Raw genomic sequence first — 26,184 nt, forward strand, 5'->3', positions numbered from 1 at the left:
AACTGGCTGGGCGACTAGGATTCGAACCTAGACAAGTGCCTCCAAAGGGCACTGTCCTACCATTAGACGATCGCCCAACTTCAAGAAAATTCGGGGTTATCCGAATGTCCTGATTGGCAGCCGTTCGCGAGTCTCTCTCCCGCCCAGCCGGGCTGTCAACCTTGTTGCCGCACAAGCATCTTTGCCCAATACTCCGAGCGCGGCAGGGTACGCGTGATCTGGCTCTCGACGCCCGCCGCAGTCAGCCTGTTTTGGGCTGCCTGTGCATCTCCGCGGGTCAGGTACAACCCGAAAAGAGCTGAACCGGACCCGGACAGCGAAGCATGAATGGCTGCCTCCGGAGTGCCGGTGGCCGCAAGAAGGCGCTTGATTTCTGCAAGGGAGGGATGCTGGGGAAACACGACCCGTTCGAAGTCGTTTTGGATCCAGCTACTGATCCCGGTGCGGACAAGCGCGGACTCTTGTGGTCCGGCCAGGTCCCCAGCCAAGCCAGGGACACCGGAGGAGCCTGGTTCATGCTGACCTTGCGGGATTGCTCCCGCGAAGGCGCTGGCATAAGCGCGGCTCAACTGTTCCAGTCTATCTTCTGACGCATCAGCGGTCAAACCTTCTGTGGCGCAGAGAGCGTCCCAGTCGCGGAAGGCTTGGGGCGTGGAGACGCCGACGGGTGGAAGGGCGACGACGCACCACACCTTTTCAAAGTCTGGCAGGGGGAAAACACTCTGCCCGTGGTCCCGACCGAGCACGGCGCCACCGACCAGAAATAATGGCACATCGGAGCCAACTTTCTCAGCCAGTTGAAGTTGGCGCCCAGGCCAATTGCCACCCCCCAGACCTATGTCGATCAGAAGATCATCGAGGTCGGAGCTGGAATCTCCGTGCCTCGAAAAAACCGGAAAGGTGGGAGCGGATGTTGGCGGCAGACCGAGTTCTGCTTCCAGGCCGATCATCGCTGCGATCGCGTTGGCGGAACCAGCTCCTAATCCTCCCTGGACGGGAAGCCGTTTTTCGATATGGATGGAGACACTTGCGGGAGTGCCGAGAGCCTCTAACTCGAGGGCCACCATCTTATACGCAGTGTTGCGGTTATCTGTCGGAACCCGACGGTCGTTGGAGGTCAGGCGGATCGATGTCGCCGCAGCCGCCTCTGCGGATACGGTAACAAGGTCATGCAGTTCAAGAGTCTGATAAACAGTGGCAAGCTCATGAAAACCGTCCGGCCGCGGCGCACCTATATAGAGGCCGAGATTGATCTTGGCGTGCGATCGGACAGTGGTGGGCATACCGGTCCATTGTAGAGCGGGTCCGTACTGGTGTTCGCTCGCCGTTTTCTGCAACTTAAACGAACCGTCAACGCAAAATGCTCGTAGAATCAGGTTGCGTTTTGGATACCCGTCGCGCTGAGCACGCGCGCGAGAGGACAATGCCATGCCTGCCCCGGGCAAAGTCGCATTCGGATTCATGCTGCGTTGCGGCTGTGCGTTCCTGCTGTGTTTCGTTGTCTGGAGTGCATACGGTCAGGGGCCGGTACCGCAATCTTCCGCAGTTCAGAAGTCCGCAGTTCCATCCGAGGTCTACTCCACTCCAATTGAACTCATTCACGACAAGCCCTACGTTTCCGTAATGGTGAATGGCCGAGGACCTTTTCGATTCCTCATCGATACGGGAACCGGAGGTCAGGCGCTGATTACGCGCGAGTTGGCGGAGGAGCTACTTCTGCCGGTCACGGGGCATGCGCATTTGACAGACGCAAGCGGCCTCGGCGAACAACGCTCCGAGACCACCTGGATCGGCTCTTTGAAGCTTGCTGGTGTGGAGTTTTCAGATGTCGAAGCGGTAGTCCACAACCTCTATGGCGATGCGAACTGCCAGGGGGTTCTAGGGTTCACGCTCTTCGAAGACTACCTGCTGACGCTGGACTTTCCGGGACGCAGGTTAACGTTGATGAGCGGGGAAATCCGTGAAGATTCAGACGGATCGGTGCTGCCTTTTCGAATGCCGGATGGTGTCCCTATTGTGCATCTCAAGATAGGGGAGCGGCAGTTGGACGCACAAATTGATTCGGGTGGTACCGGGCTGAGTGTGCCTCAGAAGGACTCGGCAGAACTGAAATTCCAGGAGACGCCTGTGGCTTTTGCCACGGGCGAATCGGTTTCCACGAGATTCGAAATCAAGGCAGCCCGCCTGCAACCGGATGTTAGGCTTGGCCGGTACATATTCAGGCATGCATTTGTCGAGATTAATGCTGCGTTCCCACTCGTGAACATTGGTTCGACGCCTCTGCAGCATTTCATCGTCACATTCGATCAAATCAACGAACTGGTGCGCCTGCATTCAAGCGAGGACACGCTGCGCCTGGATGCGTCTCCGTCTACGATGCAGTTGCTCAATGAGCATCAGCAGCAGCAATCAGATAACAAACTGGTGCCAGTGGGATGAAAGCAGCAGACGGCAATTCAGTGCTCCTTCTCTAGCTCTACAACCATTACTTCTATCGGATCTTTTCCCACATTAACGTCTGCGTGCTCGGTGCCGGGAGAATTCGCGGGAAGCCAGTAGGCGTGGCCGGTTTCCCAAATATGCTCTTCGGAACTCCCACTCTTTTCAACAATTTTCATGGTGCCACCGCGGAGCGCAATGATAACGCGGGGATGATCGTGGCGATGCATGGTCAGGGGTGCGTTGGGATACACAAGCGATCGCCACACCTTGACATCTTCATTTTCAAATTGCGGAAATCGCTGCGATGCGGGCTGCTGTGAACGCATCACGAGGACGGCTCCGGCACAGCCTAGAAGAGCTACGAGAACGTGAGTGGCGATCCTCTTCATTCGGTTCCCTCAGTGGCGAAAGTCTAACATCGCGATTTCGAATTTCGTTGCGATTCATTGGCGGGGTAATTAGGCTTGAAGCGATCTTTCCCAGGTTCTCGGTCAATTCAGAAACTCCTCAACGCAGATTTGAGCTTTAGTCGATGCGGTTCGAGATTCCTCTGAGGTTTCAGCATCATGAAGCGTCGTTCCTTTCTTAAAAGCGCGGCCGCATCGTTTCCATTCGCGGGATTCGACCCGACAGTCTTTGCCACTTCGGGCGTGGACCAACCGAACCAGGGTGAGGTCATTAGCGCGGGGAAAGACCGCCTCGGCGAAGTGCATTCACGAGGCTACAGCACGATCCTGTTCAAGGTGTTACCGCGGGAGACGAGTAACGGGCTCTTTGTGATTGAGCACATAAACCTGGTGAATGGAGGTCCGCCGCTGCATAAACATCTGTACCAGGAGGAGTATTTTTATCTAATTTCAGGCGAGGTGCGGTTTGCAGTGGGCGACAAGCGTTTGACGCTTGGCGCCGGCGACTCGATTCTCGGCCCGCGCGGCATCCCACACACCTTTGCGGCAGTGGAGGGGAAGCGGAGCCATCTGCTGATCTCGTTCTCGCCGGCGGGGAAGATGGAAGACTTTCTGCGCGATACGGCAGTGCCCAATCCACCCGTACAGGATGCGGAGTTCTTTCGCCGATACGGGATGGAGTTGGTGGGGCCATCGCCATTCATGGCTTAGGTTATCCGCCGTGGTCAAATGAGTTTGAGGCAACGTGAGAAATTCATCGGACACCCAGCATCCATGACGAACTTGGTCTACACTGGTGCCGCATGACCGACCGTGCTTTTCAGGCACGAGAAAGGCGAACAATACATATGAAGAAAATCATCCACGGCATTTTGGTGGTCGCAGCGATGGCATACGCGGTGTCAATGAATGGCCAGACTGCGCCGCGCATAACAGCAGCCGAACCTGCGCCCACGGCAGACGAGATTGTCGGCAAGTATGTTGACGCGATTGGTGGGAAAGATGCAATCAGCAAGGTGAAGTCCGTTTACACCGAGAGTTCGATTGCAATGATGGGCGGCGATAATCCAAGCACCACCACGCTGGTGGATGGTGTGGGCTTCAAGAACGAGACAGATTTCAACGGCACGAAGATCGTGCAATGCTTTACCAGCAAAGGCGGATGGAGCGTCAACCCCATGGCGGGCGCTGCGAGCCCCACACCCATGCCGGAAGACATCTACAACGCTGGTAAAGGTCAGATCAACGTAGGCGGGCCGCTCTATGACTATGCTGCCAAGGGCAACAAAATTGAGCTGTTTGGCAAAGATGGCAATGCCTGGAAGATCAAGTTGACGTCGAAAGAGAATGTCGAAACCGTGTTTCTTATCGACTCAACTTCGTTCCTGATAACCGCGGTCAAAACTAAGGGCAAGATGCAGGATCAGGACGTTGATATCACGACCAAGCTCTCGGATTACCGGAAGACTGACGTGGGTTACATGGTCCCTTATGCGATCGATGTCGACCTCGGTGGACAATTTAACCTTACGGTCACCGTGAAAAAGGTTGAACTGAACAAGACGATCGATCCGGCCGTCTTTGAGATGCCGAAATCTTAGAATGTCCGATAGGCCGACGCTTATTGTGTGAGAGTGCCATTTCGGACGATTCAAGAAGTGGCACTTAAGACCATCTGCTTCGCGGCGCGAAGTGTCGCAATGGGATCGCCGATGGGGTGGAATTCCATAGCCACAACGTGCCGATACTTTAGTTCAGCAAGCTTGCGATAGATGTTGGCGTAGTTAATCTCGCCGGTTCCCGGCTGGTTGCGGCCGGGGACATCGGCGACGTGAATCAGGCCGATCACATCGATATGCTCTTGTAACTTCTCGATGAGGTTGCCTTCGGCGATCTGTTCGTGGAAGAGATCGTAGAGAAACTGCACCTGGGGATGGTTGACAGCTCTGACAATCTCGATTGCCTCCGCTGCCGACTGCAGGAAGTAGTGCGGATTCTCTTGAGGATCGATGCACTCAAGCAGCAGGCAAACGGGTTGGCCGTCGATTTGTTTGCCCTCAACAAGTTCCGCGGCTCTCTTTAATCCTTCGATGCAGCTTTGATGCTGCTGTTCGCGCGACAGTCCGGGGACAACGTTTCCCGACAGCACGATCATGGCAGGACAATCGAGGCGATGCATCGGCGTCAGAGCCTGCTTCCACTCGGCGAGGAAAGGATCACGAACAGACGGGTTGCAAATGCCGTTATGCAATCCTGCGGTTGCATCAAAATGGATGCCGAGGCGTCTTCGTGCAGAGTTGGCGCGGTCGAAATCTGCGTCGCTCCATTTCGCATATTCACCTACCAATTCGACGTTTGTATAGCCGGCTTCAGCAACGTTGGCCAATCGTTGTTCAAAGGGCAGATCGGTCCAGACGGTCCATAACATGATGGAGAGCGGGAAAGGCGTTGCAGATGTGGATTCAACTACAACGTCAGGAACATCTGCGCGCAGGGCTGGGATGGCCGCTGCACTGATTGCTGCACCGGCAAGTGATTGTGCAAACCCACGGCGGCTTATCTTCATGCGAATTGCCTCACTTTATTTCAACTTGACCCGATCTGCGGAGAGCCTGCCAGTCTTTTTCGGTCTGGTCGGCGTAGAGGGTTCCGAACCTGGCGAGAGATTCGGCAACGGTCTGGCCGTTTCCGAGGTAGCCGGTGATCACAAGCGGATCGCCGGAGCGCGCATGACCCCGTGCGAGTAACTCGCCGCATACCTCCCCGAAGGCCATGAGTCCGCTGCCTGCCAGATCGGCGAGTTCGATGGACCCCTTGTGGTCGTTAAGTTGCCGCACCAGAAATTGACGGGAACCGATGTTGGTCCAACCGAGAAAGGGGTCAGACTGCACTTGCATTGCACGCTGACCGTTGACTACGCGCTGTCCATTCTGAGTCGCCGGATGCGCCTGAGGAAGGTAGGGTGAGTAGGCGGATGCAGCTTCCTCTTTGATTTGCAGAAACAGCGGATCGCCGGGCCCGTTGCCTTCGAAGTAAATGCAATAGTCGCGAAGTCCGACGGAACCCGTGCCCACTACTTTGAAAGCCACATCGATCGGCCGGTAGAGCGAGAGCAGGTGCCTGCGCTGCGGCTCAAGCATTTCTTGATAAGGACCAAGGGCTTCGAGCACCTTTTCAGCTTTCGATCCTGCGATCCTCCACAGGAACGGTTGGATCTCTTTGAAGCGCCGAGGGCTGTCCGGCTTGCCGGGAGTGGGTTCCGTAAGCTGAGCGAGCGTGTGTAAGGGCGTGGCGCGCTCGGCTTTCAGCAGTGCCTGATGAACGGGTTGAATGTCGCCGAGACGATGCACTTGAAAGCGCCCGACTTCAAGCAGCGGAATCTTGGCGAAGGTGCGCATCTGCTCGCTGTACCGGAGGATGCACTGCTCCACAGCTTGGCGGGCGGAGGCTTCTTTGTGTCTGGACTCCCGCGCGGCCAGCACGAGCGATGCGGCCATGCGTTTCAAATCCCACTCGAAGGGCCCGCGTATGGTCTCATCGAAATCGTTGATATCAAAAACAAGGCGGCCGTCGGGTGCGGCGAAGGCGCCGAGATTGCGGACGTGGGCGTCTCCGCAAAGTTGCGCTTCAATCCCCGTATTCGGCACCACAGCCAGGTCGGCAGCCATAACCGGCGCTGCACCTCGGAAGTAACCGAAGGGAGAGTCAGCCATGAGCCGATGCTTCAGCTTCAAGAGGGCTGGGACGCGGCCTCGCTCTGCGCGCTGGAGCAGCGAGAGAGGTGTGGTCTTACGAGCCTTGATGTTGAGCTGATCATTCTGCTGGCGGCCTAGTTGTTTGCGCCGCGACTGTCCGAGATTTCGTCGTTCTTCTGGTGTAGCCCAACTCATGGAAGAGATGCTCCCTCTGCACAGTATGGAACTATATCTGTTGATACCGCGAATGCAACCGCGGCGCCGGAGCAGCGCTGTGCTCAGAAGGTATTATTGCTCGTTTACACTGGATTGCTGACGTGCGCGCCCACCACGCTCAAATTCATCAACTGGGACCGCCGGAGGGATTTGTTTGAAGCAACGTCATTATTACCCCGTGTCGGTGCTTGTCGCGTTGTTGTGCATTGCTCCCGTAATTCCAGCCCAGGAGAACCCAAAGGTTCTTACTGTTGAAGGAATCTTTGCGCACGGTGGAGTGATGAGCACTCCGCCGAGCGGCATCGCCTGGTCGCCCAACGGGCAGCATCTAACCTATCTCGATGGCGGTGAGTTGATCGATCTCGATCCGGCCTCGAAGAAGCCGCATGTACTTGTGGGCCGCGCAAAGATTGCTGCGTTGGCTGGCGGCAGTGTTTCAGAACAGGATCGCGATCACCGCGAGCGGTACGGGATGGCGAACTACATCTGGGCGCCCGATTCGAAGCACCTGCTCTTTGATGCGAACGGCAGCTTGTGGATCTACGATTTGAGCAATGGAACTGGCATTGATGTTGGGCATTCCGGCGAGGGGTCGGGCGACGATCCCAAGTTCTCACCCAATGGTGAATTCATTTCCTTTATTCGTAATCACGGATTGGCGGTTGTTCCTCTTCGCGAATCGGGGACGCCGACAGTGACCGTGGCGGCATCGCCAAATCCTGGAATTTTCAATGGCGAAGTGGACTGGGTGTACGCAGAAGAACTCGATACCAAAAGCAATTATTTCTGGTCGCCGGATTCGAAGAGTCTGGCGTTCCTGCAGATGATCGAAGAGAACGTTCCCGTGTATCCGATTACCGACTGGATCCCCGTGCATGCTTCCGTTGAAATACAGCGCTACCCGCAGCCGGGCGATCTGAATCCCGACGTGCGCGTCGGTGTGGTCAGTTCCAAGGGGGGTAAGGTTTCCTGGGTCCATGTGCCGGTGGAGCAGGGCCAGGACTACATTCCTCGCTTCGGATGGGTCGATCGCAAAACGCTGTGGGTCGAAACGCTGAGCAGAGACCAGAAGCACCGCCGCATCTATTTTGCCGAGCCGGGTCTGGGCACGGCGCACAGCGTTCTTGAACTCAACGATGAAAAATTCATCGATGAAAACTTCGATGTATATGTTGCGCATGGTTGCATTGTGCTGACGAACTGGAGCGACGGCCACAACCACATTTATCTCTACAAGTACGACGAGGGAAGAACCGACACCACTACCGCCACGCTGGACAGGCAGTTGACCAAAGGCGATTTTGAAGTCGGCGAGGTCTACCGGGTCGACTCGGATCGGAAAGAAATCTACTACGCCTCAAATGAAGGCTCGCCTCTCGATCAGCAGATATGGCAGGTTGGCTTTGACGGAGAACGCAAACAACTGACCACGGGTGCAGGCCATCACAACGCGATCTTCACGCCGATTGGAGGCAGTTTCACTGACAAGTTCTCATCAAGGATGGAGCCGCCGGTTGTGGAACTTTGCGCAGTGGGAACTACATGCATGACGTTCTGGGGCTCCCACGCTGTTGACGCGTATAGCCTGCACGCTCCAGAGCAAATCGAGGTGAAAGCACACGACGGGACAACGTTGTATGCCACGCTGCTGCTTCCGATGAACAGTGCTGAGCGAGCCAGTGTGCCTCTAATTGTGAATCCATACGGAGGCCCGGCGGTTCAGACCGTGCTGAACGCTTGGTCCGACGGGCTGCTCTTTGACGAGTTGCTGGCCCAGCATGGATTTGCCGTTCTGCATGCCGACAATCGAGGCATGGGAGGTCGCGGCCGTGAATTTGCGCAGGCGGCATATCACAATTTTGGGCCGGTGCAATTTGAAGATCAGCTGACGGTCGTGGACGCCGTGCTGGCGAAATATCCGCAGCTCGACGCGAAGCGTCTGGGATGGTGGGGTTGGAGTTGGGGCGGCACCTTTACGTTATATGCGCTCACACATTCCGACCGCTTCAGAGCAGGAGTTGCGGTTGCACCTGTTACGGACTGGCGTAATTACGATTCGATCTATACCGAACGCTACATGAGCAGGCCAATCGACTTTCCAGAGGGATACAAGGATTTCTCGGTACTGAATTCGGCTGCGAAGCTGAAGGGGCATTTGCTGCTGGCGCACGGCACGGGCGACGATAATGTGCACATCGAAAACACTGTGCAGTTTATTCAAAAGCTGATCGAGGCGAAGATTCCGTATGACCTGCAGATTTATCCACGCAAGACGCATTCCATTGCCGGGGCGGATGTGCGAACACACTTGTTCTCGCGCATTCTTGCGCAGTTTGAGCAATATCTAAAGCCTTCGGTGCAATAAGGGAAGAACGCGAGCATGGACGAGAAGAATTTTGCGGAGTTGCGTCGACTGGAATTGCGGTTGATGGATCCTGCGGTGCGGCACGATCGTGCGAATGTGGCGTCGCTACTGGCCGATGACTTTGTGGAGTTTGGGGCCTCAGGCCGCGTATGGACGCGCGACTCAATCCTCGAACTGTTGGCTACGGAGAGGTTCGATGCGCCAGTGATCGAAGATTTTCGGTGCAGGATGCTCGGCGAGCATGTTGCTCTGGTAACTTATCGCGCGGTACGCATGAAGCCGGAGGGAGAACGCGCTGCTACTCTACGAAGTTCTCTGTGGATGAGGAAGTCGGGAAACTGGCAAATGTATTTCCACCAAGGTACGAAATGCAGCGAGTGAAAACGGCGCGAGCTAGACCTCGTGCCGGCTGAAGATGTCGTCCTTCTCGCGGCTGGGGCAGTTGGTGCACTCCAGGCAACAGACGAGCAGGACGGCAACGCCCAGCGTTACCAAGATGGCGAGAACACTCGCGTACGAAGAAATCCAATGAATTAAGTTATGCATAGCCGTGGCCCCCGCACTCGCACTAATCCCGTCTATGGAATGAACACAAGTTGCGTCTGAAAGGCTCGGAGAAATTGACAGAGCCCTCCGGCAGAAGAAGTCTACCACTTATATAGATGCATAAAATATGAGCAAAAGAAGGATTGAATTAGGGCGAACAAAAGACGAAACTATAAATATGGAAATGGCTGGTTTGCACGGAGAGGACGAAGAGGGTTGCCGTCCGGAGGACTGGCCGGCCGGAACCACGCCACAGGTGGCAATCCCAGAACCTCCCGCACTCGCAGCCTCAGCCTTCGCGGAAGGACGGCCTCCAGGGCCTTACCTCAACTGGTTGTTTGTCGATTTGAACTCCTATTTTGCGTCGGTTGAACAACAGGACCGACCCGAGCTGCGCGGGAAGCCGGTGGGCGTGGTTCCAATGCTGGCCGACACCACTTGCTGCATCGCCGCCAGCTACGAAGCCAAGGCGCAAGGCGTCAAAACCGGGACGGTGGTCGCGGATGCCAAGCGTATGTGTCCCAACATCTTGCTGGTAGAGGCACGGCACGAGATCTATGTGGAATATCACCATCGGATCGTTGAGGCGGTCGAGAGCTGTCTGCCGGTGACGGCGGTGATGTCAATCGACGAGATGGCATGCCGGCTGCTGGGGAGGGAGCGGCCGCTGCTGGCCGCGTTGGAACTGGGTCGCAAGGTAAAGGCGCGCATTCAGGCGCAGGTTGGCCCGTTCCTTCGGAGTTCGGTGGGGCTGGCGACAAGCCGATATCTGGCCAAGGTTGCCAGCGACATGGAAAAGCCGGACGGACTCGTAGCATTGACGTTGGACGTACTGCCTGAGGCATTGCGGCGCCTTACGCTGCGCGATCTGCCGGGCATTGGGGCGAAGACCGAGAAGCGCCTGAATGACAAAGGGATTCACACCATGGATGACCTGCTGAAATTGAATTGCGATCAGTCTGGAGAGCTGTGGGGATCGGTATGGGGCGGGCGGCTATGGCATTGGCTGAAGGGCGAGGACTTCGAGATGTCGGAGACTGAGCATCTGAAGTCGATCAGCCACTCGCATGTGCTGGCGCCAGAGATGCGGACGGCAGAGAAAGCATGGGCGGTGGCGCACAAGCTGCTCCACAAGGCGGCAATGCGACTGCGAACGCATAAGCTCTGGGCGAGTTCGATAGGACTGGCGGTTGGGTTCTCAGTGCCAAGGAACCAGAACGCACCGGTGAGTCGCTTCGGTGTGCCGACGCGCGGATGGCATCACGAGATACGGCTGAGCGAGTGTCAGGATAATCAGACTCTGATCGGAGCGCTATGCCGATTGTGGGCGGAGAAGCCCAAGGGGCAAGGATACGACGAGCCGTATTTTATCGGGGTAAGCCTGAATGGCCTGGTCCCCGATCGCCTGCACTCGCTGAACCTTTTTGATTCGCTCGATAACGCGAAGAGCCGGACGAAATTGCTCGAGGCGATGGACCTTCTCAATCAGAAATACGGAATGAGCACGCTGGCGCCGGCAACAATGCTCGCGGCATACAAAGCCGCACCAACGCGTATCGCGTTTCACAGTATTCCAGATTTGTTCTGAGATCTATTAGCGGGGCAACGTCGCAAGCACAGAAATTATCGATCGCACACAATAACAACTAGCGCATCGGAGCATCCGGTGCTTTCAAGCAAATAATCACTCGGCGCGTAGAGTGATCGACGGATCGACGCGCGATGCACGCCACGCGGGGGCCCAGCATGCCATTGCCGACACACCTGCAAGCATAAGGATGACTGCGACCCAAGCGATGGGATCGAGAGGCGACGTGCCAAAGAGAAGCGTAGTAATCGCGCGGGTGGCGGCAATGGCTCCGCAAAGACCGACGGCGATACCGAGCCCAGTCAGGCGCATTCCGTCTCGGAGAATCAACGCCAGGATGTCGCCTCGGGAAGCGCCAAGCGCCGCACGCACACCGATTTCCCGGGCTCGCTCGGTGACGTTGCCCGAGAGCAAGCCATAGATTCCAACGGCAGCCAGCACCAGAGCCACGATGCCGAAAGCTTCAAAGAGAATCAGTACAAATCCTCGCTCCGCTTCCGTGACGGCAATCATGCGATCCATCGTCATGACGCGAACAACAGGTTGGTTCTTGTCGATCGACCAGATCGCTCTCTCGATCGCCGGAGCGAGTTCCGCTGGTTGGGCGCGGGCTCGAATCACGAAAGACAGCGTGTCATCGGCGAACCAGGTCTGCTCGGTGGCGAGATAGACCGCGTCAGCTTGATTGATCGCCAAGGATGTTTGCTTCACGTCGCCGACCACTCCGACGACGGTGTACCAAGGCCGATCCCTGGGGCCGACGTGGAGACGCTTGCCCAGCGGGTTCTGGCTACCAAAATGACTTTTGGCCATCGATTCGCTGATGAGCGCCGTCTGCGGTGCAGAGGCTGTATCGCGCTCATCGAGAAAACGGCCGCTGAGCAACGGAATGCCCATGGTCTGACAGTAACCGGGACTGACTGCGTAACGAAACACGTTATAACCCGCGTCAGCTCCCTGATCCTCAAATTGTGCGCCGTACAGGGCATCGACGGGTGGATCATCGCTGAGCGGGAGCAGGCTGGTGAAAGCAGCGTCCTCAACGCCCGGCAAGCGCCGGACGGCATCAAGAGCTTGCTCGAAAAAGCGACGCCGGGTGCGGTCGCCAATGTCGGGTGCGGAGGCGGGGTTATCGAACTGATGGCCCGAGGTGACGACCTGCATCGTGAGCAGGTGCGAAGAATCAAAACCGGGCTCGACCGCCAACAGACGCCGCATGCTGTGAAGGAGCAATCCCGCGCTGATAAGCAGAATGAAAGCCAGCGCGACTTCGCTGACGACCAGTCCGCGTCGCGTCGCAGTGCCACCGCCCGCGGAACGACGTGAATTCTGTTGGAGTCCGGTTTGCAGCTCTTCACGCGAAATGTGGATTGCGGGAATGAGCCCAGAAGCGATGCCGATGATGGCAGTGATGGCGAAAGCGAAGAAAAAGGTGGCAGGATCGATGGCTATGGCGCCGCGCCGCGGGAGTTCTGCGGGGCTGAGGGCGACGAGTTCGCGTAGGGTGACTATAGCCACTGCGATGCCTGCTACTCCGCCGAATGAGGCCAGCAGCAGGTTTTCAGTGATGAGCTGTCGGATGATGCGCCGTTTCGACGCGCCGAGCGCACCACGGACCGCAAATTCTCCCCGCCTTTGCGAACCTCGCGCAAGCACGAGATTCACGACGTTTACCCAAGCAATTGCCAGAACCAGAATGACTGCGCCAAGCACCGCAAGTAACGCAGGTTTCACCGTGTGGGCGATATCGTCCTGCAATGAATCGACGATCAGCCCATGTTGGAGCGAGGCCCAGCGCGGACGGGGAAACTCCCGCCATGGGGAACGCGCAATCTGAGTCAGTTCGTCTTTGCCTTCGGTGCGGCTCAGCCCCGGATTGAGGCGACCGATCATGCGCAGATGATTTCCCCACTCCCAACTGTTGAAGTTGCCTGCCATCTTCTCTGGGTCGTATTGCGTTGGCGTCCAGATCTCATCTGAAGGCGCAAGCACGTCTTCAAAGTCAGGAGACATTATGCCAACGACGGTGTAGTTGTCATCGCCCAATTTGATTGCGCGGCCTAGAATTGCAGGATCGCTGTGAAAAAGACGACGCCAAATCTTGTCGCTGAGAATGACGACCTTTGGGCCGTTGAATACGTTCTCGGAGGCGAGAAAATCGCGACCGACAACGGGAGAAACTCCAAGGACGCGGAAGAAACCGGCGCTTACGCTTTGACCTTCCAGCCGCTCCGGCTGGCTCCCACCGGTGATGGTCGGCTGCCATGGCTCAAAGATGGCGATGGTGTCGAAGGAGTGACTGCGTTGTGCGAGTTCGTAATATGTGCCGAAGGACACCTCGGACCGAGCACCCTGATTGGTGCTCCAAATCATGAGAATGCGGCCAGGGTTAGGATAGGGAAGCGGTTTGAAGAGAATGGGATTGATCGCGCTGAAGATGGCTGTGCTTGCGCCGACGCCGAGCGCCAGCGTCAGGATGCCAATCACCGCAAATCCCGGATGATTGCGCAGTTGCCTCGCCGCGAAATGCAAGTCGGAAAAGAATGTTCTGACGGAGTTTTCCCATCCGTATGAAAGCACCTGTTCCTCGATAGCGGCCGTGCTTCCAAATTCCCGCCGCGCCGCCCGTATCGCGTCCTCAGCAGAGAGTCCGCGAGCTCTCCAGGCGGCAGTTGCTTCCTCGAAGTAGTGACGAAGCTCTTCGTCGGTCTCCTGGCTCCTGTTTGCGCGGCGAGCCAATCCACGGAGCCCGTAGGTGAGCTGACGCCAGAGGGACATAGAGTTAAGCTCCTTCACGCAGCAGCCTGGCAATTGCGGATGCCCGGCGGATCCACTCAGCTGCTTCAATTTCCAGCTGCTTTTTGCCGGCACGAGTGAGGGTGTAGAACTTCGCGCGGCGCGAGTTTTCAGTTTGCCGCCACTCGGAATCCAGCCAGCCGGCGCGTTCCAGCCGCTGCAAGGCTGTGAGTAGCGATCCGGGGTTCACCTTGAAGACACCCCGCGAGATTTGTTCGACACGGCGGCCGATACCGAAACCGTGCAGTGGTTCGAGACTCAAGGTCTTGAGGATCAACATGTCCAGCGTGCCCTGAATCACGTCAGTGTTCTGATCGTTCATGATGGGTGAAGATAGCATTGGCTCATCTTGAATGTCAAGATGTGACCATCAACTGTAAGCGTCGAGGAGACGCTCCGGTTCCCGTCCACCGATGGAAGAGTTACCGAAAGATGTTCAACCGTCCTCTACTGTCAAATTTCCGCGAAATTGTTCCTGTCAATTCGCAGTGAAAGCTTCGAACGACTTAGTCGGCCGCGGAGAATCTTCCGCAGGCATCGCCCGACTTGGCGAGCACGAGCGTACACGCGCCGCTGATTGAGGTTCTCTTCTAGTGCACGGTAACGGTGACCTGCATTGTGGCTCGGCCGTACTGGTTGGTCGCGTTCAAGGTGTACGTGGTCGTTTTCGCTGGCGTGGTGGTTACGGTTCCTCCGCTAACGCCGCCAAGCACGTCGATGAAATCATAAGAGTCGTTGCTTGTATTCCAGTTGAGCGTGACTGGTGTTCCGGCTGCCACAGATGAAGCGGAGGACGTAAAGCTGTTGATGATCGGAGGTTCTCCGGCAGGCGCCGTGTTGGCGTCGTAGCCAGGGAAGGCGGGCGTCATCTGCACCACTTCAAAGTTGGAAGATTGGATAGAGTCGAGGTTGTGCAGGTCGTCATCATTCCAGCGTGGATCGGGCACTCCCTGGAAGTAGAAGTAGCTGCCATTGTCGGCGAGGATCATGCCGTACTTCTTCATTGCGGTGAGGATGACCTGGTTGGCGGCGGAGTAGCTCGAGATGTCGAAGCTGGCCTTTAAGCGGATACGCATCCCCATGATGTTGCTGACGCCGTACACGGTTCCCGCAGCATGGCTTGCAGGTGCGACAAAGTATCCGCCGTTGGCATCGTTCTTGGTTTGCTGCATGGTGAAACGAATAGCGTGATTGATTGCACCGGCTGCGACCTCGTCGTAGCGCACGAGGCCGGGAAAGATCGGCAAGCCGGCGGCATCAGCCGATGTCCAGCCCCAGGGACGGCGATCGTAGTTCTTCAAGTCCCAGATCGTTTCTGACGATGCACTCCATGCTCCGTTACAGCGATGTGTGTTGAAGGTCTCGTAAAGCATGCAGGTTTGCCGATCCAACACCAGTACGTGTGAATCGCCGATGTAAGTGTCGGGCCATCCGCTGCAATCGGCGGGTGAACCCTCAATGGGCGCGGTTATCGGAAACGGCGCCGAGGCAACATCACTTTCACCCGCATAGTCGACCACGGAGATAGGAGTCAGGGGTGTTGTGCTGGAGTCGACAACGACATACGGAATGCCGTAATTTCCTCCCGCCACCGAAGACCAGTCGTGATGCAGATGCAGGCCCGCAAACCCCGAGGCGGAAGTGATCGCTGCGTTATTCGGATCGAGTGGAGCTGACGAGATGTCGGTGTTCCACGCAGTCGTGGGCGTGAAAGGAACAAAGCCGTTGAGACTGGCGTTGTCTCCGGTGCTCATGCCTGCGCAGGACGGCCCGGCCGCCGATGCTGTCACCGTAATCGGAACGGAATAGAACTTAGTAGAGTCCGCGGTCGATGTTGCCTTGATGGTGACAGAGTTTGCGCCAGTATTTGCAGGAGTAAATAGGACAACCGTTCCCGACTTAACGCCGGTCGATGCGCTCAGTGTCCCCGCCGCAGCCGGATTGATCGCAAGGTTCACGGTGTTGTTGAAAGCTCCAGTGCCGGTCACAGTCGCTGTGCACGAAGACGTCTGCGTGTCGGTAATGGAAGCTGGACTGCAGGCGAGCGCGACACCAGTGATAGTTGGAGTTGCTGGTGCGGCGATAGCGATCTTCGCGGTTCCCAGCTTAGTGCTGTCTTCAGTTGAGGTCGCCTTGACGCTATCGGAGCCGGAGGTTGGCACGGTCGATGGAGCGGTATAAAGGCCAGTGCTGGAAACAGTGCCTGAAACTGCGGACCAAGTCACGCTTGAACTGTACGCCCCGGTTCCCGAGACGGAAGCCGAGCACTGGCTGGTCTGCCCTGGCTGGAGGCTCGATGCAATGCAGGAGACGGCGACGGAGGTGATGGTTGGGGAGGGGGGAGGGGGTGTGCTGGTTTTGGTGATACCGCCGCACCCTGCCAAACACACTGATCCCAGGATCAACAGGCCGAGTAAAGTCTTGCATCTCATGGCACTTATCCTCACAGCAGGATCCGGGGTGTCTTTGGATTAATGGGGTGATTTTAGGCGTTTGGGGCTTTGAAAACTCTCGCAAGGGCGGGGAGCGAGCAGCTTTTGGTAATGTGTCCGCCTTGCTGAACTTTCTTTGGCAGGAAACGTACCTTTTGCATCCCAAACCGCGTTTCCCTGCGGATAAGAGAGTAGAAGCGAAACCCATGGCCGAGAAGTGGCATCCGGATTTCGAGCGACTGGTGGACGAGCATCAGTCCATGGTGTTCTCGCTTGCGTGGCGCATGACCGGCGACCGCGGCTTGGCGGAAGAGGTTGCGCAGGATGTTTTTCTGGAGTTGGACAGGCATATGGACCGGATCGAAAGCCCCGAGCACGCAATGTTCTGGCTGCGGCGTGTGGCCATCAGCCGGTCGTCAGATGCATTGCGGCGGCGCAAAGTGCGCGGTGTGGATTTGTGGGTAGAGATTGAAGAAAATCACGGAGCCCCAGTCGAGGAACGCTCGTCACCGTTAAGCGCAAGGCTGGAGCAATTGCTTTCGACGTTGCCGGAAGCGCAGAGAGCGGCGCTGGTGTTGCGGTATCAGGAAGATTTGTCGCCGGAAGAGATTGCGGCGACCGTTGAGGCGCCAGTAGCAACGGTGAAGAGCAATCTGCAGCGGGGTTTGAAGCTGTTGCGGTCGAAGGCAACAACGCAGTTGAAGGAGTATATTCGTGGACTTTGAGCGGGCGGATCAGCCAGATCGCGATGGCGAGTTTGAACGCGAGTTGCGACAGGCGATGGAGCGCCGGCCGGCGCCTCCAAGCCTCAAGCGCAGGATTCTGCAGCAGCGGGCCACGAGGCGCACGGATCGCGTGCAGAGTTACACCATCTGGTGGCAGCGGCTCGCGGCATCGGTGCTGCTGGTGGGCGTGATCGCCGGCGGCTATAGCTGGCGGCAGGTCGAGGACCGGCGCAAGGGCGAAGAAGCTGCACAACAAGTTTTAACGGCGTTGCGGATTACCAATCACGCGCTGAACGACATGAACCGGCGGCTGGTGGCGCGCAATCGCGCCGATCAGTAGCGAAGGCAAGCAAAGGAGAGTTCGATGAAGAACCGAATTGCAATTTTATTTCTGGTGATGGTGGGACTGCTCATTCCTGCGGTGGCGCAGAATTCGCAATTGCCTCTACCGTCACCAGTGGAGAAGGAGCTGGCTGCCAAGGCTTCCAATGTGACTGAGGTGACGCTGGGCAAAAACATGCTGGCGTTTGCCGCGAAGTTCCTGAACGGTAAGGACGGGGATCAGGCGACCACGCGGCACTTGATCGAAGGTCTCGACGGCATCTATGTACGCGACTACGAGTTCGACAAGGACGGCCAGTACTCGATGGTGGATGTGGACAAGCTGCGCCAGTATTTTGAGACCGCTGAGTGGTCGCCGATTGTCCGCGAGCACGACAAGAGGAGCGGGGAGACCACCGACGTGATGGTGAAGCTGGTGAATGGCGAGACGCACGGGATGTTCATTCTGAGCGCAGAGCCGAAGGAACTGAGCATCGTTTTGATTCTCGGTCCGGTCAAGATGGAAGATCTGCACAAGCTTTCGGGCTTGGGTGGTCTTGGATCGCTGGGCGATATCGATACGGGCTCGCACGGGAAGAACAAGGACAAGTTCGACAAGGACAAGTCCAAGAAGGACGGTGACGAATGAAGCGTTTAATTCTCATCCCCATTTGCTTCGTAGCACTGGCCGTGCCGGTCGTGGTCCTGGCAAGCGGCGCGCAGGGCGGGTTTGACAGCGTGGTGAACTCTATCGAAACGAAATATCACGTGCATGCACAACGCATTCCTTTTCTAGGATTGATCAGCTTGATTTCACATAAGGCGACAGACGGCGGCGTGAACGGCATGCACGTCGCCGAGATCGACGACTTCCACGCGGACGTGGATGGTGAAGAGCTGAACAAGATGGTCCAGCAGAAACTGGGGTCCGAATGGGAGCGCGTGATTCGCGAGACCAGCCGCAAAGGCAACAGCCAGACGATGATCTACATGCATCCCGAAGGGCAGAGAATGGGATTGTTTGTACTCGATCTGGATGGGCACGAAATGGATGTGGTTCAGGTGTCAGTGGATCCGAATCATCTGAGCGAGAACATCGGCAAGTACGCGCATCATCATCGCGACGATGGCGACCACGACGATGATTCAGACTGATCTGTTGTTGACAGGCAAAGTTGTTGGGACGGACGCTGCGAGCGTATTACTCCGCACGCAGCGTCACCATTGGATCGGAACGCGATGCGCGTCGTGCCGGCACGTATGAGGCAACGAGCGCAACGGAGAGAACCAGTAAAACCACCGAGAACAGAATCGCCGGATCTGCGGCGCTCACGCCGTAGATGAGATTCTGCGTTACCCGACTCAGACTCAGCGCAAGGAGCACTCCGAAGATGATTCCAGGCACCGCCAGTTTTGCGCTCTGGGCCATCACCATGCGCAGAAGGTCGGTTCGTTGCGCTCCAAGGGCAATACGCAAGCCGAATTCCGAGCTTCGCTGGCTCACCGTGTAAGCAATTACGCCATAGGCTCCGATAGCGGCGAGAAGAATGGCAAGTGCTGCGAACAGACCCACTAGAACGAATGCGAAGCGGGGTGTGGAAACCGAGGTGTCCACCACGCTGTCCATCAGCTTCATATCGGCGACTGCGAGCGCGGGGTCAAGCCGATGCACCGCCTCGCGAAGTCCGTCGGCAACTTGGCGCGGGTCGGAACGAGTGCGAATGGCGATCGACATATCACGTTCTGAAACCTGAAGCTCTGACCACCAGAAGGCGGGCTCTGCTCCTGGACTGTTTGGTTGATCTTTTACATCGCCGACCACGCCGACAACCGTCATCCAGTCGGAGTCCTTCTTGGGTACGTCTGCGAAAGTAATTCGCTTGCCGATGACGTCCTCGTGGGGCCAGTAGCGCTCTGCCATTACATGATTGATGATGACAGCCATTGGCGCATCTTTCTTGTCGGCCTGGGTAAAGAAGCGACCTTCGAGCAATGGAATCCCCATGGCGCTAAAGTAGCCGGCTGTCGCCATGTGATAGCGCGCATGGAATTCCTGGTGAGGCGGGGGCTTCTTTCCCTCGATGGTGAAACCGCCCGCATTTTCGTCGTAGCCGGTCCAGGGCAGGTCGCTGCCCGCGCCGGCGCTTTCCACCCCGGGGAGCGCGTTCAGGCTTGATGTAAGGCGGTCGTAGAATTGCGCTGTCTGTTCGTCCGTCTTGTACTGCGCGTGCGGCAAAGACAAGCTTGCAGTCAGCAGGTGATCCTGCTGAAAGCCGGGGTTGAGATGAATGAGGTTGAGAAAGGTGCGCAGCATGAGGCCGGCGCCGATGAGCAGAACACTGGCAAGACTGACCTCTGCGATCACTAATGCGTTGCGCAAGCGGCCTTGATTCCGGCCCGCGGTCGAAGTTCTTCCGGACTTCTGCAGGCCTTCTTTTGGGTCGGTTCGCGAGGCCTGCAGTGCTGGAGCTAGGCCGAAGAGGATTCCGGTGATGAAGCTTACCAACAACGTGAAGGCCAGTACGGGTCCACTTACGTGGATATCATGGGCGCGCGGGAAGCCGGCAGGCAGCAACGCGACGAGTGCGCGCACTCCGCCATACGCAAGTGCCAACCCAAGCGCTCCACCGGTGAGCGAGAGCAGCAGGCTTTCGGTCAACAACTGACGCACCACGCGAGAGCGCTGCGCGCCCATGGCAAGCCGGACGGCAATCTCACGCTGACGTGCCGAAGCCCGGACCATGAGAAGGTTTGCGGCGTTGGCGCAAGCGATTAGCAGTACGATGCCGACGGAGCCTAATAGCACAAGGAGCAACTGGCGGCTGGTGCCGACCAGCTCCGTGTAGAGGGGCACGACGAGAACAGTCCAGCCTGAATCATTGCTCCCATGTTCCCGGGCAATCTGGGTCATGATCGCATTCATCTCTGCGCGTGCGCGCTCCTGGCTTACACCATCCTTGAGCCGTCCAATGCCCTCGATAAAGTGCGATCCGCGTTGGTTTGGATTCCCGGCAAAGGAAAACGGCCACCACACGTCAACACTTTCGCCATAGGCTACGGAATGATACTCGTTGCCTGGATGTTCAGTGCCGGCCGGCATGACGCCGATTACCGTGAAGGGCTGCATGTTCATGGTGACCTTGCGGCCGATGATGTTCGGGTCCGCACCGAATCGCGTGCGCCACAGGCGATCACTAAGAATCACCTGGAGTCCGTTTCCCGGAATCTCTGCCTGAAAATCGAATTCGCGACCAATCTGCGGTTGAAGGCCAAGCACACGAAAGTATCCGGAGGTTATGCCGAAGGCGTTCAAACGCACGGGTTCGCCATCACCGGAGAGCTGCACGTCACCCCGTGTGAAAGCCGCGATGGAAGAAAACGAATGGTTGCGCGCGCGGAAATCCAGGAAATCCCAAGGATTGAGGGGAAACTTTGGATACTCACGACTGGAGAGAAAAATACGTACGAGTCGATCGGGCTGGCTGTATGGCAGCCTCTTCAACAGTACGCCATTGATGACGCTGAAGATGGCGCTATTGGCACCGATGCTGAGCGCCAGGGTGAGGATCATGACGAGGGAGAAGGTCTTATTGGCGAAAAGCTGGCGGAGTGCGTATTTCGCATCTTGCAGCGTTAGCTCAATGAACGCGGTGCCGCGAGCCTCCCGGCAATCTTCCTTTACCTGCTCGTGACCGCCAAAATCGATGCGCGTGCGACGCTTGGCTTCTTCATCTGTCATGCCTGACCTCATGTATTTTTCAACCTGTTTATCAAAGTGGAATCTGAGTTCTTCGTCGAGTTCTGTTTCGACCGCCGTGTGATGGAATAACGCGCGGATGCGATAACGCAGGTCATCCAGCATGGCTCACGCTCCTTCCAGAATTTGCGCCACGGCGACGGTCAGTTTTCGCCAGGCTTCTGTCTCGCGCTCCAGCTGCTTTTCGCCAGTCCGTGTCAGCTCGTAGTATTTTGCGCGACGGTTATTGTCGGATGTGCCCCACCGCGCCTTAATCCATCCGCGTCGTTCGAGCCGATGGAGGGCGGGATACAGCGACCCCTGCTGGATGCTGAGTACCTCGCTCGAGACCTGTTGTACACGTTCTGAGATCGCCCAACCATGTTGTGCGCCAGGAAGGAGAGTGCGCAGGATCAGAAGATCGAGTGTTCCCTGCGGCAATTCAATTCGGCCTGTCACCTTTCGTTTCTTCCCTTTCGCTTCGACAAGAGAATATGCCAACTCTTGTCGAAGTGCAAGGGAAAGCGGTGAATGAGTTTCCTTGCGGTGAAGTAGATCCAGAAAGGTTGAAACCGCGTTGATCCCGATGTCTACACTGGACGTGAGATGGATCGCCGGTCTTCATTCGTGCCTTCGGGGTATCGCGGCAGGCTTGCGCCTTCGCCGACGGGATATCTGCACATCGGACACGCGCGAACTTTCTGCACCGCGTGGAAGCGGGCCCGTGCGGCAGGCGGAGCGCTGGTGATGCGGATGGAGGATTTAGACCGGGAACGGAGCAGGGCAGAGCATGCGGAGGCGGCGCTCGAAGACCTGAACTGGCTCGGGTTGCATTGGGATGAGGGGCCAGACGTCGGCGGCCCGTTCGGGCCCTACACGCAAAGCGAGCGGACCGATATTTACTTGGCGGCATGGCGGCGGCTACACGAGGGCGGATTCATTTACCCCTGCCTGTGTTCGCGCAAGGATATGGCGGCGTCCTTAGGTGCTCCGCATGAGAGCGCAGGACGAGGACAGGATGCGGAAGATGAGCCGGTGTACCCCGGAACTTGCCGAACCCTCGACGCATCTGCGTGCGGAGCAAGCGGGGAAGCTGGCCCGAGAGGGCTCAACTGGCGGTTGCGCGTACCGGACGGGGAGGCAGTGGAGTTTGAAGACGGCAATATGGGACGACAGAGGTTTGTAGCAGGGATCGATTTTGGGGACTTCCTGATATGGCGAAGGGACGGTGTTCCGAGCTACCAACTGGCGTGCGTGGCGGACGACGCCGCCATGCGGATTACGGAGGTGGTGAGGGGAGCCGATCTCCTGAAATCGACTGCGCGACAGATACTTTTAAATCGCGCGCTCGATCTTCAAGATCCGCAGTGGTTCCACTGCGCATTGAGCGTGGATGGGCAGGGGCGCCGGCTGGCGAAGCGGCATGATGCTCTGAGTATTCGGGAACTGCGGCGGCGCGGAAGGAAGTCGGATGAGGTGCTGGGATCAGCGGTCTGAAGCGTTGCCCATTGCAGTTGCGCAAACGCTTGCGACTTTCCCGGAGTACCCCTATAAGCGATGACTATTTGGATTACCGGGTGTGACCATACGGGGATAGCTCAAAAGTGGTATTTCTGGCACTCTTGATATACCGTTGAAGTTCGGCAACGAGATCGACCCGGCGCGGGATAGCGCATCGACAACCGACTACTTTCCCCCAAGGAGTCTGCGGACGATGGCACACCACGATAAACAAGGTTTTCTGTCTTCATTATTCGGGAAGAAAAAGCGGAAGGAAGAAGAAGAAGCTGCGCATCTGGAATTGAGACACAGGATTGAAGAGCGGATCCAGCAAGTGCTTGCAGAATCTATAGAAATCCCTAAGGTACTCAGGTTGGAGGAGAAACGCGCCGAAGTGACCACGCCGGAAGCGGAAGGCGAGACTCCGGTTGATCTCTTCCCGATCTCCGCGAGCGTGATTTCTATTCGCAAGGCTCCTGTTCAGGATTTTCTTCTTTCGAGCTTCGAAAATCCGCGGTCTTACGCGGCGAACGAACGGTAACGTCTCGAGCCATTGGCTTCAGCCTTGAGGATCGGAATGACACCCCGGCTTCAACCGCATGTCTGCTTAAAAAAGTAGCTCTCCGAATCTGACTCAAGAATCGTGGTGCAAGTCCCGAGGCCGAATGCCTCGGGTTTTGTTTTCGTATCCGAATGTTCGGTATGAATCGGGTTGATTCGACTTCGCTTAATTCGTTGTGGTCTCGACAGGCCAAGGTGCATGATCAGTTTCAGAGCAGCCGAAGGAACAGGTGGCTCGTGGCGACTCGGCTTTGATCTTGGGCTAATCGAGCGGACGCGCTGCTGATAGTACGCATCACACTTCGCGGGCGAGGATTGGAATGGCGAAGGCAGACGATGCAGAATTGCTTGAGGTTGCGGGGCGGGTGGTGCGCATCAGCAGCCCGCAGAAGCCTTACTTTACGCGCGGCGTAAAGCTGACCAAGCTGGACATTGTTCGCTACTTTTTGGCGGTGGCGCCGGGGGCGCTACGGGGGATCGTGGATCGACCCGTGGTGTTGAAGCGGTTTGTGAATGGCGCTGAAGCGGAGCCGTTCTACCAGAAACGCGCACCCAGCGATCTGCCGGAGTGGATGCGGACGGTGACGCTGTCATTTCCCTCCGGTCGAACTGCGGAAGAAGTGGTCGTGGATGACGCCGCCGGCCTGGCGTGGATCGTAAACCTTGGCTGCATGGAGTTGCACCCGCACCCGGTGCGCAGCGGAGACTTGGATCATCCGGATGAGTTGCGGGTGGACCTTGATCCGCAGCCTGGCGTTGAGTGGAACGACGTGAGGGCGGTAGCGATGGAGGTCAAGTCGCTGCTGGAGGAACTGGGTTTGCGGGGGTGGCCGAAGACCAGCGGGTCGCGCGGCATCCATATCAACGTGCGGATCAGGCCCCGGTGGAGTTTTACGGAGGTTCGCAAAGCGGCATTGGCGCTGGCGCGTGCAGTGGAGAAGCGATGTTCGCTGGCGAGCAGCAAGTGGTGGAAGGAAGAACGGCATGGCGTCTTTCTGGATTACAACCAAAACGCGAAGGACCGGACGACTTGTTCTGCCTATTCGGTGAGGCCGCTGCCGGATGCACGCGTCAGCACTCCCTTGGGCTGGGACGAGGTGATGACGTGCGATCCCGCCGACTTTACCGTGCTCACCGTACCGGATCGGCTGGCGAAGATCGGCGATCCGCATGCACCGATGGATCAGTACGCGGGAGTGCTGGATGCGCTGCTGGAGATGGCTGCTCGCGATGAGGCAGATGGGATCGGCGACGCGCCGTGGCCGCCGCATTTCGCCAAGATGGAGGGAGAGGCCAAGCGTGTTGCCCCCTCCCGGGCTAAACCATTCTCTGATCAGCTTCAGGAAGGCTTCGGCGAACATCGGTTCCGTCGACAATCGCCGAAAAAAGCGGCCCCACCGAAGGAAGCGGCGTCTGAATCTTCTCCACCAAAGCCAAAGCGCGCTGCCCGTGTTCCGAAAATGCCGCTCATCATCGTCGCGCAAAGTCCTGACAAAGCAGCTGCAGAAACCGGGTTGGAGCGCTGGAAGCAGCAGCATCCCGAGGCTGCAAAGTTGCTGGCTCCAGACGATGTGCTAGTGGATCGGATGCGGGGGACTGCGTACGTCTGGTATCGGATTCGGGTGAACCTGCGGAATGTGCCGGAGGCCTCGCGGCCCGCGCAAGGAGTGCCTGATCCAGATGATGACCCTACAAGACAATGGAAGGAAGCGAAGGGTTGATTCTCAGTTTTGGACCCCGGAGATTTGGCCGACAGGGAAATCTTTGTGCCGCTTGGTAGCAAAAACGCAAGTCTCAGATACAACATTAAGGCACCCCGCGGAGAGGCAGAGGTCTCTGCTCTCTCCGCTCGCCAAGCGTTACGGGTGCTTAATGAACTTGCCCGTCTGGAGTTCGTGCATCGCCTGATTCAGCTCGGCCTGAGTGTTCATCACGATCGGGCCGTACCACGCTACCGGTTCCTCGAGCGGTTTGCCCGAGACGAGCAGGAAACGAATGCCTTCCGGCCCGGCCTTGACGACAATCTCATCTCCACGATCGAAGAGCACGAGCGAATGGTTTTTCGCGTCGTACTTTGCCGGTGCATTGGGATCGACAGCCGACTCAGTGAGAACGGCTTTCGGGTCCGATGCGTCGCGGAAGGTGCCAGCGCCGGCGAAGACGTAGGCGAATGCGTTACGCGTGACCTCAACCTTGATGCGGCGCAGTTTGTTGGGTGGCACCGAGATATCAACGTAGTTGGGGTCAGCGGCGACTCCTTCGACCGGTCCGCGCTTGCCCCAGAACTCGCCTACAATGATGCGGGCTTTCGTTCCGTCGTCCTCAGTTACCTCGGGTATTGCAGCAGACGGGATGTCCTGGTAGCGGGGGTCGGTCATCTTCAAAGAAGCGGGCAGGTTGGCCCACAACTGGAAGCCGTGCATGCGGCCGTTGGCATCGCCTTTGGGCATTTCCTGGTGGAGAATGCCGCTGCCTGCGGTCATCCATTGGACGTCACCTGCAGTCATTTTTCCCTTGTTGCCAAGCGAGTCGCCGTGCGCGACCTCGCCGGCTAGCACGTATGTGATGGTCTCAATGCCGCGATGCGGATGCCAAGGGAAGCCAGCGAGGTAGTCCGCAGGGTTCTCGTTGCGGAAATCGTCGAGCAGGAGGAATGGATCGAAGTCCTTGGTTTTGCCGAAACCGAAGGCGCGCTGGAGTTTGACGCCCGCTCCTTCGATGGTGGGCTTGGTTTCAAGAATCTGTTTGACCGCGCGAAGAGACATGGTGACCTCACTTTTTGCCTTACACATGATTAGATACGCGAGGAAGATATTCGTTGCAACAAGTAGTTTTTGGTGGTCAGTGGTCCTTG

At 57.3% G+C, this 26,184-nt stretch carries 24 protein-coding genes and 1 tRNA gene; 13 read left to right on the forward strand and 12 right to left on the reverse strand.

What is annotated here, in order from left to right:
• Positions 1–3: 3 nt before the first annotated feature.
• A tRNA-Gln gene (locus P8935_RS04480) sits at positions 4–77 on the reverse strand.
• 78 nt (positions 78–155) lie between these two features.
• Entirely contained in the window at positions 156–1,430 is a 1,275-nt protein-coding gene (locus P8935_RS04485) for a 4-(cytidine 5'-diphospho)-2-C-methyl-D-erythritol kinase (RefSeq protein ID WP_348263820.1), read from the reverse strand.
• Between P8935_RS04485 and P8935_RS04490 the strand changes: the two genes are divergently transcribed.
• Positions 1,429–2,439 carry a retropepsin-like aspartic protease gene (locus P8935_RS04490; protein ID WP_348263821.1) on the forward strand — a complete coding sequence of 337 codons (1,011 nt, stop codon included), beginning with the start codon at positions 1,429–1,431 and terminating at the stop codon, positions 2,437–2,439. The genes P8935_RS04485 and P8935_RS04490 overlap by 2 nt on opposite strands.
• A gap of 17 nt (positions 2,440–2,456) precedes the next feature.
• On the opposite strand, the gene P8935_RS04495 is transcribed toward P8935_RS04490, so the two are convergent.
• Positions 2,457–2,831 carry a hypothetical protein gene (locus P8935_RS04495; protein ID WP_348263822.1) on the reverse strand — a complete coding sequence of 125 codons (375 nt, stop codon included), beginning with the start codon at positions 2,829–2,831 and terminating at the stop codon, positions 2,457–2,459.
• 177 nt (positions 2,832–3,008) lie between these two features.
• Here P8935_RS04495 and P8935_RS04500 point away from each other — a divergent pair, with 177 nt between their 5' ends.
• Together P8935_RS04500 and P8935_RS04505 are read left to right on the forward strand one after the other, a co-directional pair.
• Positions 3,009–3,560 carry a cupin domain-containing protein gene (locus tag P8935_RS04500; RefSeq protein WP_348263823.1) on the forward strand — a complete coding sequence of 184 codons (552 nt, stop codon included), beginning with the start codon at positions 3,009–3,011 and terminating at the stop codon, positions 3,558–3,560.
• Between the two features lie 137 nt (positions 3,561–3,697).
• Positions 3,698–4,450: a hypothetical protein gene (locus tag P8935_RS04505; protein ID WP_348263824.1), complete on the forward strand. Its 753-nt coding sequence runs from the start codon at positions 3,698–3,700 to the stop codon at positions 4,448–4,450.
• Between the two features lie 50 nt (positions 4,451–4,500).
• On the opposite strand, the gene P8935_RS04510 is transcribed toward P8935_RS04505, so the two are convergent.
• Together P8935_RS04510 and P8935_RS04515 are read right to left on the reverse strand one after the other, a co-directional pair.
• Positions 4,501–5,415 (reverse strand): TIM barrel protein, encoded by a 915-nt coding sequence (locus P8935_RS04510; protein ID WP_348263825.1) that lies wholly within the window; start codon positions 5,413–5,415, stop codon positions 4,501–4,503.
• 10 nt (positions 5,416–5,425) lie between these two features.
• Positions 5,426–6,739 carry a DUF2252 domain-containing protein gene (locus P8935_RS04515; protein WP_348263826.1) on the reverse strand — a complete coding sequence of 438 codons (1,314 nt, stop codon included), beginning with the start codon at positions 6,737–6,739 and terminating at the stop codon, positions 5,426–5,428.
• A gap of 175 nt (positions 6,740–6,914) precedes the next feature.
• Here P8935_RS04515 and P8935_RS04520 point away from each other — a divergent pair, with 175 nt between their 5' ends.
• Together P8935_RS04520 and P8935_RS04525 are read left to right on the forward strand one after the other, a co-directional pair.
• Complete coding sequence (locus tag P8935_RS04520; RefSeq protein ID WP_348263827.1) at positions 6,915–9,125, forward strand: alpha/beta fold hydrolase; 2,211 nt, start codon at positions 6,915–6,917, stop codon at positions 9,123–9,125.
• Positions 9,126–9,140: 15 nt separating this feature from the next.
• Complete coding sequence (locus P8935_RS04525; RefSeq protein WP_348263828.1) at positions 9,141–9,506, forward strand: DUF4440 domain-containing protein; 366 nt, start codon at positions 9,141–9,143, stop codon at positions 9,504–9,506.
• Between the two features lie 12 nt (positions 9,507–9,518).
• On the opposite strand, the gene P8935_RS04530 is transcribed toward P8935_RS04525, so the two are convergent.
• Entirely contained in the window at positions 9,519–9,671 is a 153-nt protein-coding gene (locus P8935_RS04530) for a hypothetical protein (RefSeq protein WP_348263829.1), read from the reverse strand.
• Between the two features lie 184 nt (positions 9,672–9,855).
• On the opposite strand from P8935_RS04530, the gene P8935_RS04535 reads away from it, so the two are divergent.
• Positions 9,856–11,259 (forward strand): DNA polymerase, encoded by a 1,404-nt coding sequence (locus P8935_RS04535; RefSeq protein ID WP_348263830.1) that lies wholly within the window; start codon positions 9,856–9,858, stop codon positions 11,257–11,259.
• Positions 11,260–11,355: 96 nt separating this feature from the next.
• On the opposite strand, the gene P8935_RS04540 is transcribed toward P8935_RS04535, so the two are convergent.
• The 3 genes from P8935_RS04540 to P8935_RS04550 form a co-directional block, all read right to left on the reverse strand.
• The gene (locus P8935_RS04540; RefSeq protein WP_348263831.1) at positions 11,356–14,037 is read right to left on the reverse strand and encodes an ABC transporter permease; all 2,682 of its coding nucleotides are present in this window, start codon (positions 14,035–14,037) and stop codon (positions 11,356–11,358) included.
• A gap of 4 nt (positions 14,038–14,041) precedes the next feature.
• A complete protein-coding gene (locus tag P8935_RS04545) occupies positions 14,042–14,377 on the reverse strand; it encodes a PadR family transcriptional regulator (protein ID WP_348263832.1) in 336 nt (111 codons plus the stop codon).
• Between the two features lie 268 nt (positions 14,378–14,645).
• A complete protein-coding gene (locus P8935_RS04550; protein ID WP_348263833.1) occupies positions 14,646–16,487 on the reverse strand; it encodes a hypothetical protein in 1,842 nt (613 codons plus the stop codon).
• 206 nt (positions 16,488–16,693) lie between these two features.
• Here P8935_RS04550 and P8935_RS04555 point away from each other — a divergent pair, with 206 nt between their 5' ends.
• From P8935_RS04555 to P8935_RS04570, 4 genes are read left to right on the forward strand one after another with little or no spacing between them, the layout of a single operon-like run.
• The gene (locus P8935_RS04555; RefSeq protein ID WP_348263834.1) at positions 16,694–17,212 is read left to right on the forward strand and encodes a sigma-70 family RNA polymerase sigma factor; all 519 of its coding nucleotides are present in this window, start codon (positions 16,694–16,696) and stop codon (positions 17,210–17,212) included.
• Positions 17,202–17,552 carry a hypothetical protein gene (locus P8935_RS04560; RefSeq protein WP_348263835.1) on the forward strand — a complete coding sequence of 117 codons (351 nt, stop codon included), beginning with the start codon at positions 17,202–17,204 and terminating at the stop codon, positions 17,550–17,552. Before P8935_RS04555 ends, P8935_RS04560 begins: the two co-directional genes overlap by 11 nt.
• A 24-nt stretch (positions 17,553–17,576) precedes the next feature.
• Positions 17,577–18,182, forward strand: coding sequence for a DUF4252 domain-containing protein (locus P8935_RS04565; RefSeq protein ID WP_348263836.1), 606 nt, complete (start codon positions 17,577–17,579; stop codon positions 18,180–18,182).
• Positions 18,179–18,688: a hypothetical protein gene (locus P8935_RS04570; RefSeq protein WP_348263837.1), complete on the forward strand. Its 510-nt coding sequence runs from the start codon at positions 18,179–18,181 to the stop codon at positions 18,686–18,688. Before P8935_RS04565 ends, P8935_RS04570 begins: the two co-directional genes overlap by 4 nt.
• A 46-nt stretch (positions 18,689–18,734) precedes the next feature.
• Here the strand turns inward: P8935_RS04570 and P8935_RS04575 are convergent, their stop codons facing one another.
• Both P8935_RS04575 and P8935_RS04580 read right to left on the reverse strand, forming a co-directional pair.
• Positions 18,735–21,395: an ABC transporter permease gene (locus tag P8935_RS04575; protein ID WP_348263838.1), complete on the reverse strand. Its 2,661-nt coding sequence runs from the start codon at positions 21,393–21,395 to the stop codon at positions 18,735–18,737.
• A 3-nt stretch (positions 21,396–21,398) separates the two neighbouring features.
• Positions 21,399–21,728, reverse strand: a complete 330-nt coding sequence (locus tag P8935_RS04580) for a PadR family transcriptional regulator (protein ID WP_348263839.1) — start codon at positions 21,726–21,728, stop codon at positions 21,399–21,401.
• Between the two features lie 147 nt (positions 21,729–21,875).
• On the opposite strand from P8935_RS04580, the gene gluQRS reads away from it, so the two are divergent.
• The 3 genes from gluQRS to P8935_RS04595 all read left to right on the forward strand — a co-directional run bounded on the left by gluQRS (position 21,876) and on the right by P8935_RS04595 (position 25,051).
• Positions 21,876–22,766, forward strand: coding sequence for a tRNA glutamyl-Q(34) synthetase GluQRS (gene gluQRS / locus P8935_RS04585; RefSeq protein WP_348263840.1), 891 nt, complete (start codon positions 21,876–21,878; stop codon positions 22,764–22,766).
• Between the two features lie 136 nt (positions 22,767–22,902).
• Positions 22,903–23,310 (forward strand): hypothetical protein, encoded by a 408-nt coding sequence (locus P8935_RS04590; RefSeq protein ID WP_348263841.1) that lies wholly within the window; start codon positions 22,903–22,905, stop codon positions 23,308–23,310.
• 340 nt (positions 23,311–23,650) lie between these two features.
• Complete coding sequence (locus P8935_RS04595; protein ID WP_348263842.1) at positions 23,651–25,051, forward strand: DNA primase small subunit domain-containing protein; 1,401 nt, start codon at positions 23,651–23,653, stop codon at positions 25,049–25,051.
• A 138-nt stretch (positions 25,052–25,189) separates the two neighbouring features.
• Here P8935_RS04595 and P8935_RS04600 read toward each other — a convergent pair whose 3' ends face one another.
• Entirely contained in the window at positions 25,190–26,095 is a 906-nt protein-coding gene (locus P8935_RS04600; RefSeq protein WP_348263843.1) for a pirin family protein, read from the reverse strand.
• Positions 26,096–26,184 lie beyond the last annotated feature (89 nt).

The organism is Telmatobacter sp. DSM 110680 (assembly GCF_039994875.1).
Taxonomy (GTDB): Bacteria; Acidobacteriota; Terriglobia; order Terriglobales; family Acidobacteriaceae; genus Telmatobacter.

Excerpts from the sequence above, each read along its gene's own strand:
- P8935_RS04490 (WP_348263821.1), top strand. The coding sequence starts at position 1,429 with ATGCCTGCCCCGGGCAAAGTCGCATTCGGATTCATGCTGCGTTGCGGC.
- P8935_RS04485 (WP_348263820.1), bottom strand. The coding sequence starts at position 1,430 with ATGGCATTGTCCTCTCGCGCGCGTGCTCAGCGCGACGGGTATCCAAAA.
- P8935_RS04495 (WP_348263822.1), bottom strand. The coding sequence starts at position 2,831 with ATGAAGAGGATCGCCACTCACGTTCTCGTAGCTCTTCTAGGCTGTGCC.
- P8935_RS04500 (WP_348263823.1), top strand. The coding sequence starts at position 3,009 with ATGAAGCGTCGTTCCTTTCTTAAAAGCGCGGCCGCATCGTTTCCATTC.
- P8935_RS04505 (WP_348263824.1), top strand. The coding sequence starts at position 3,698 with ATGAAGAAAATCATCCACGGCATTTTGGTGGTCGCAGCGATGGCATAC.
- P8935_RS04510 (WP_348263825.1), bottom strand. The coding sequence starts at position 5,415 with ATGAAGATAAGCCGCCGTGGGTTTGCACAATCACTTGCCGGTGCAGCA.
- P8935_RS04515 (WP_348263826.1), bottom strand. The coding sequence starts at position 6,739 with ATGAGTTGGGCTACACCAGAAGAACGACGAAATCTCGGACAGTCGCGG.
- P8935_RS04525 (WP_348263828.1), top strand. The coding sequence starts at position 9,141 with ATGGACGAGAAGAATTTTGCGGAGTTGCGTCGACTGGAATTGCGGTTG.
- P8935_RS04530 (WP_348263829.1), bottom strand. The coding sequence starts at position 9,671 with ATGCATAACTTAATTCATTGGATTTCTTCGTACGCGAGTGTTCTCGCC.
- P8935_RS04535 (WP_348263830.1), top strand. The coding sequence starts at position 9,856 with ATGGCTGGTTTGCACGGAGAGGACGAAGAGGGTTGCCGTCCGGAGGAC.
- P8935_RS04540 (WP_348263831.1), bottom strand. The coding sequence starts at position 14,037 with ATGTCCCTCTGGCGTCAGCTCACCTACGGGCTCCGTGGATTGGCTCGC.
- P8935_RS04545 (WP_348263832.1), bottom strand. The coding sequence starts at position 14,377 with ATGAACGATCAGAACACTGACGTGATTCAGGGCACGCTGGACATGTTG.
- P8935_RS04550 (WP_348263833.1), bottom strand. The coding sequence starts at position 16,487 with ATGAGATGCAAGACTTTACTCGGCCTGTTGATCCTGGGATCAGTGTGT.
- P8935_RS04555 (WP_348263834.1), top strand. The coding sequence starts at position 16,694 with ATGGCCGAGAAGTGGCATCCGGATTTCGAGCGACTGGTGGACGAGCAT.
- P8935_RS04565 (WP_348263836.1), top strand. The coding sequence starts at position 17,577 with ATGAAGAACCGAATTGCAATTTTATTTCTGGTGATGGTGGGACTGCTC.
- P8935_RS04570 (WP_348263837.1), top strand. The coding sequence starts at position 18,179 with ATGAAGCGTTTAATTCTCATCCCCATTTGCTTCGTAGCACTGGCCGTG.
- P8935_RS04575 (WP_348263838.1), bottom strand. The coding sequence starts at position 21,395 with ATGCTGGATGACCTGCGTTATCGCATCCGCGCGTTATTCCATCACACG.
- gluQRS (WP_348263840.1), top strand. The coding sequence starts at position 21,876 with ATGGATCGCCGGTCTTCATTCGTGCCTTCGGGGTATCGCGGCAGGCTT.
- P8935_RS04595 (WP_348263842.1), top strand. The coding sequence starts at position 23,651 with ATGGCGAAGGCAGACGATGCAGAATTGCTTGAGGTTGCGGGGCGGGTG.
- P8935_RS04600 (WP_348263843.1), bottom strand. The coding sequence starts at position 26,095 with ATGTCTCTTCGCGCGGTCAAACAGATTCTTGAAACCAAGCCCACCATC.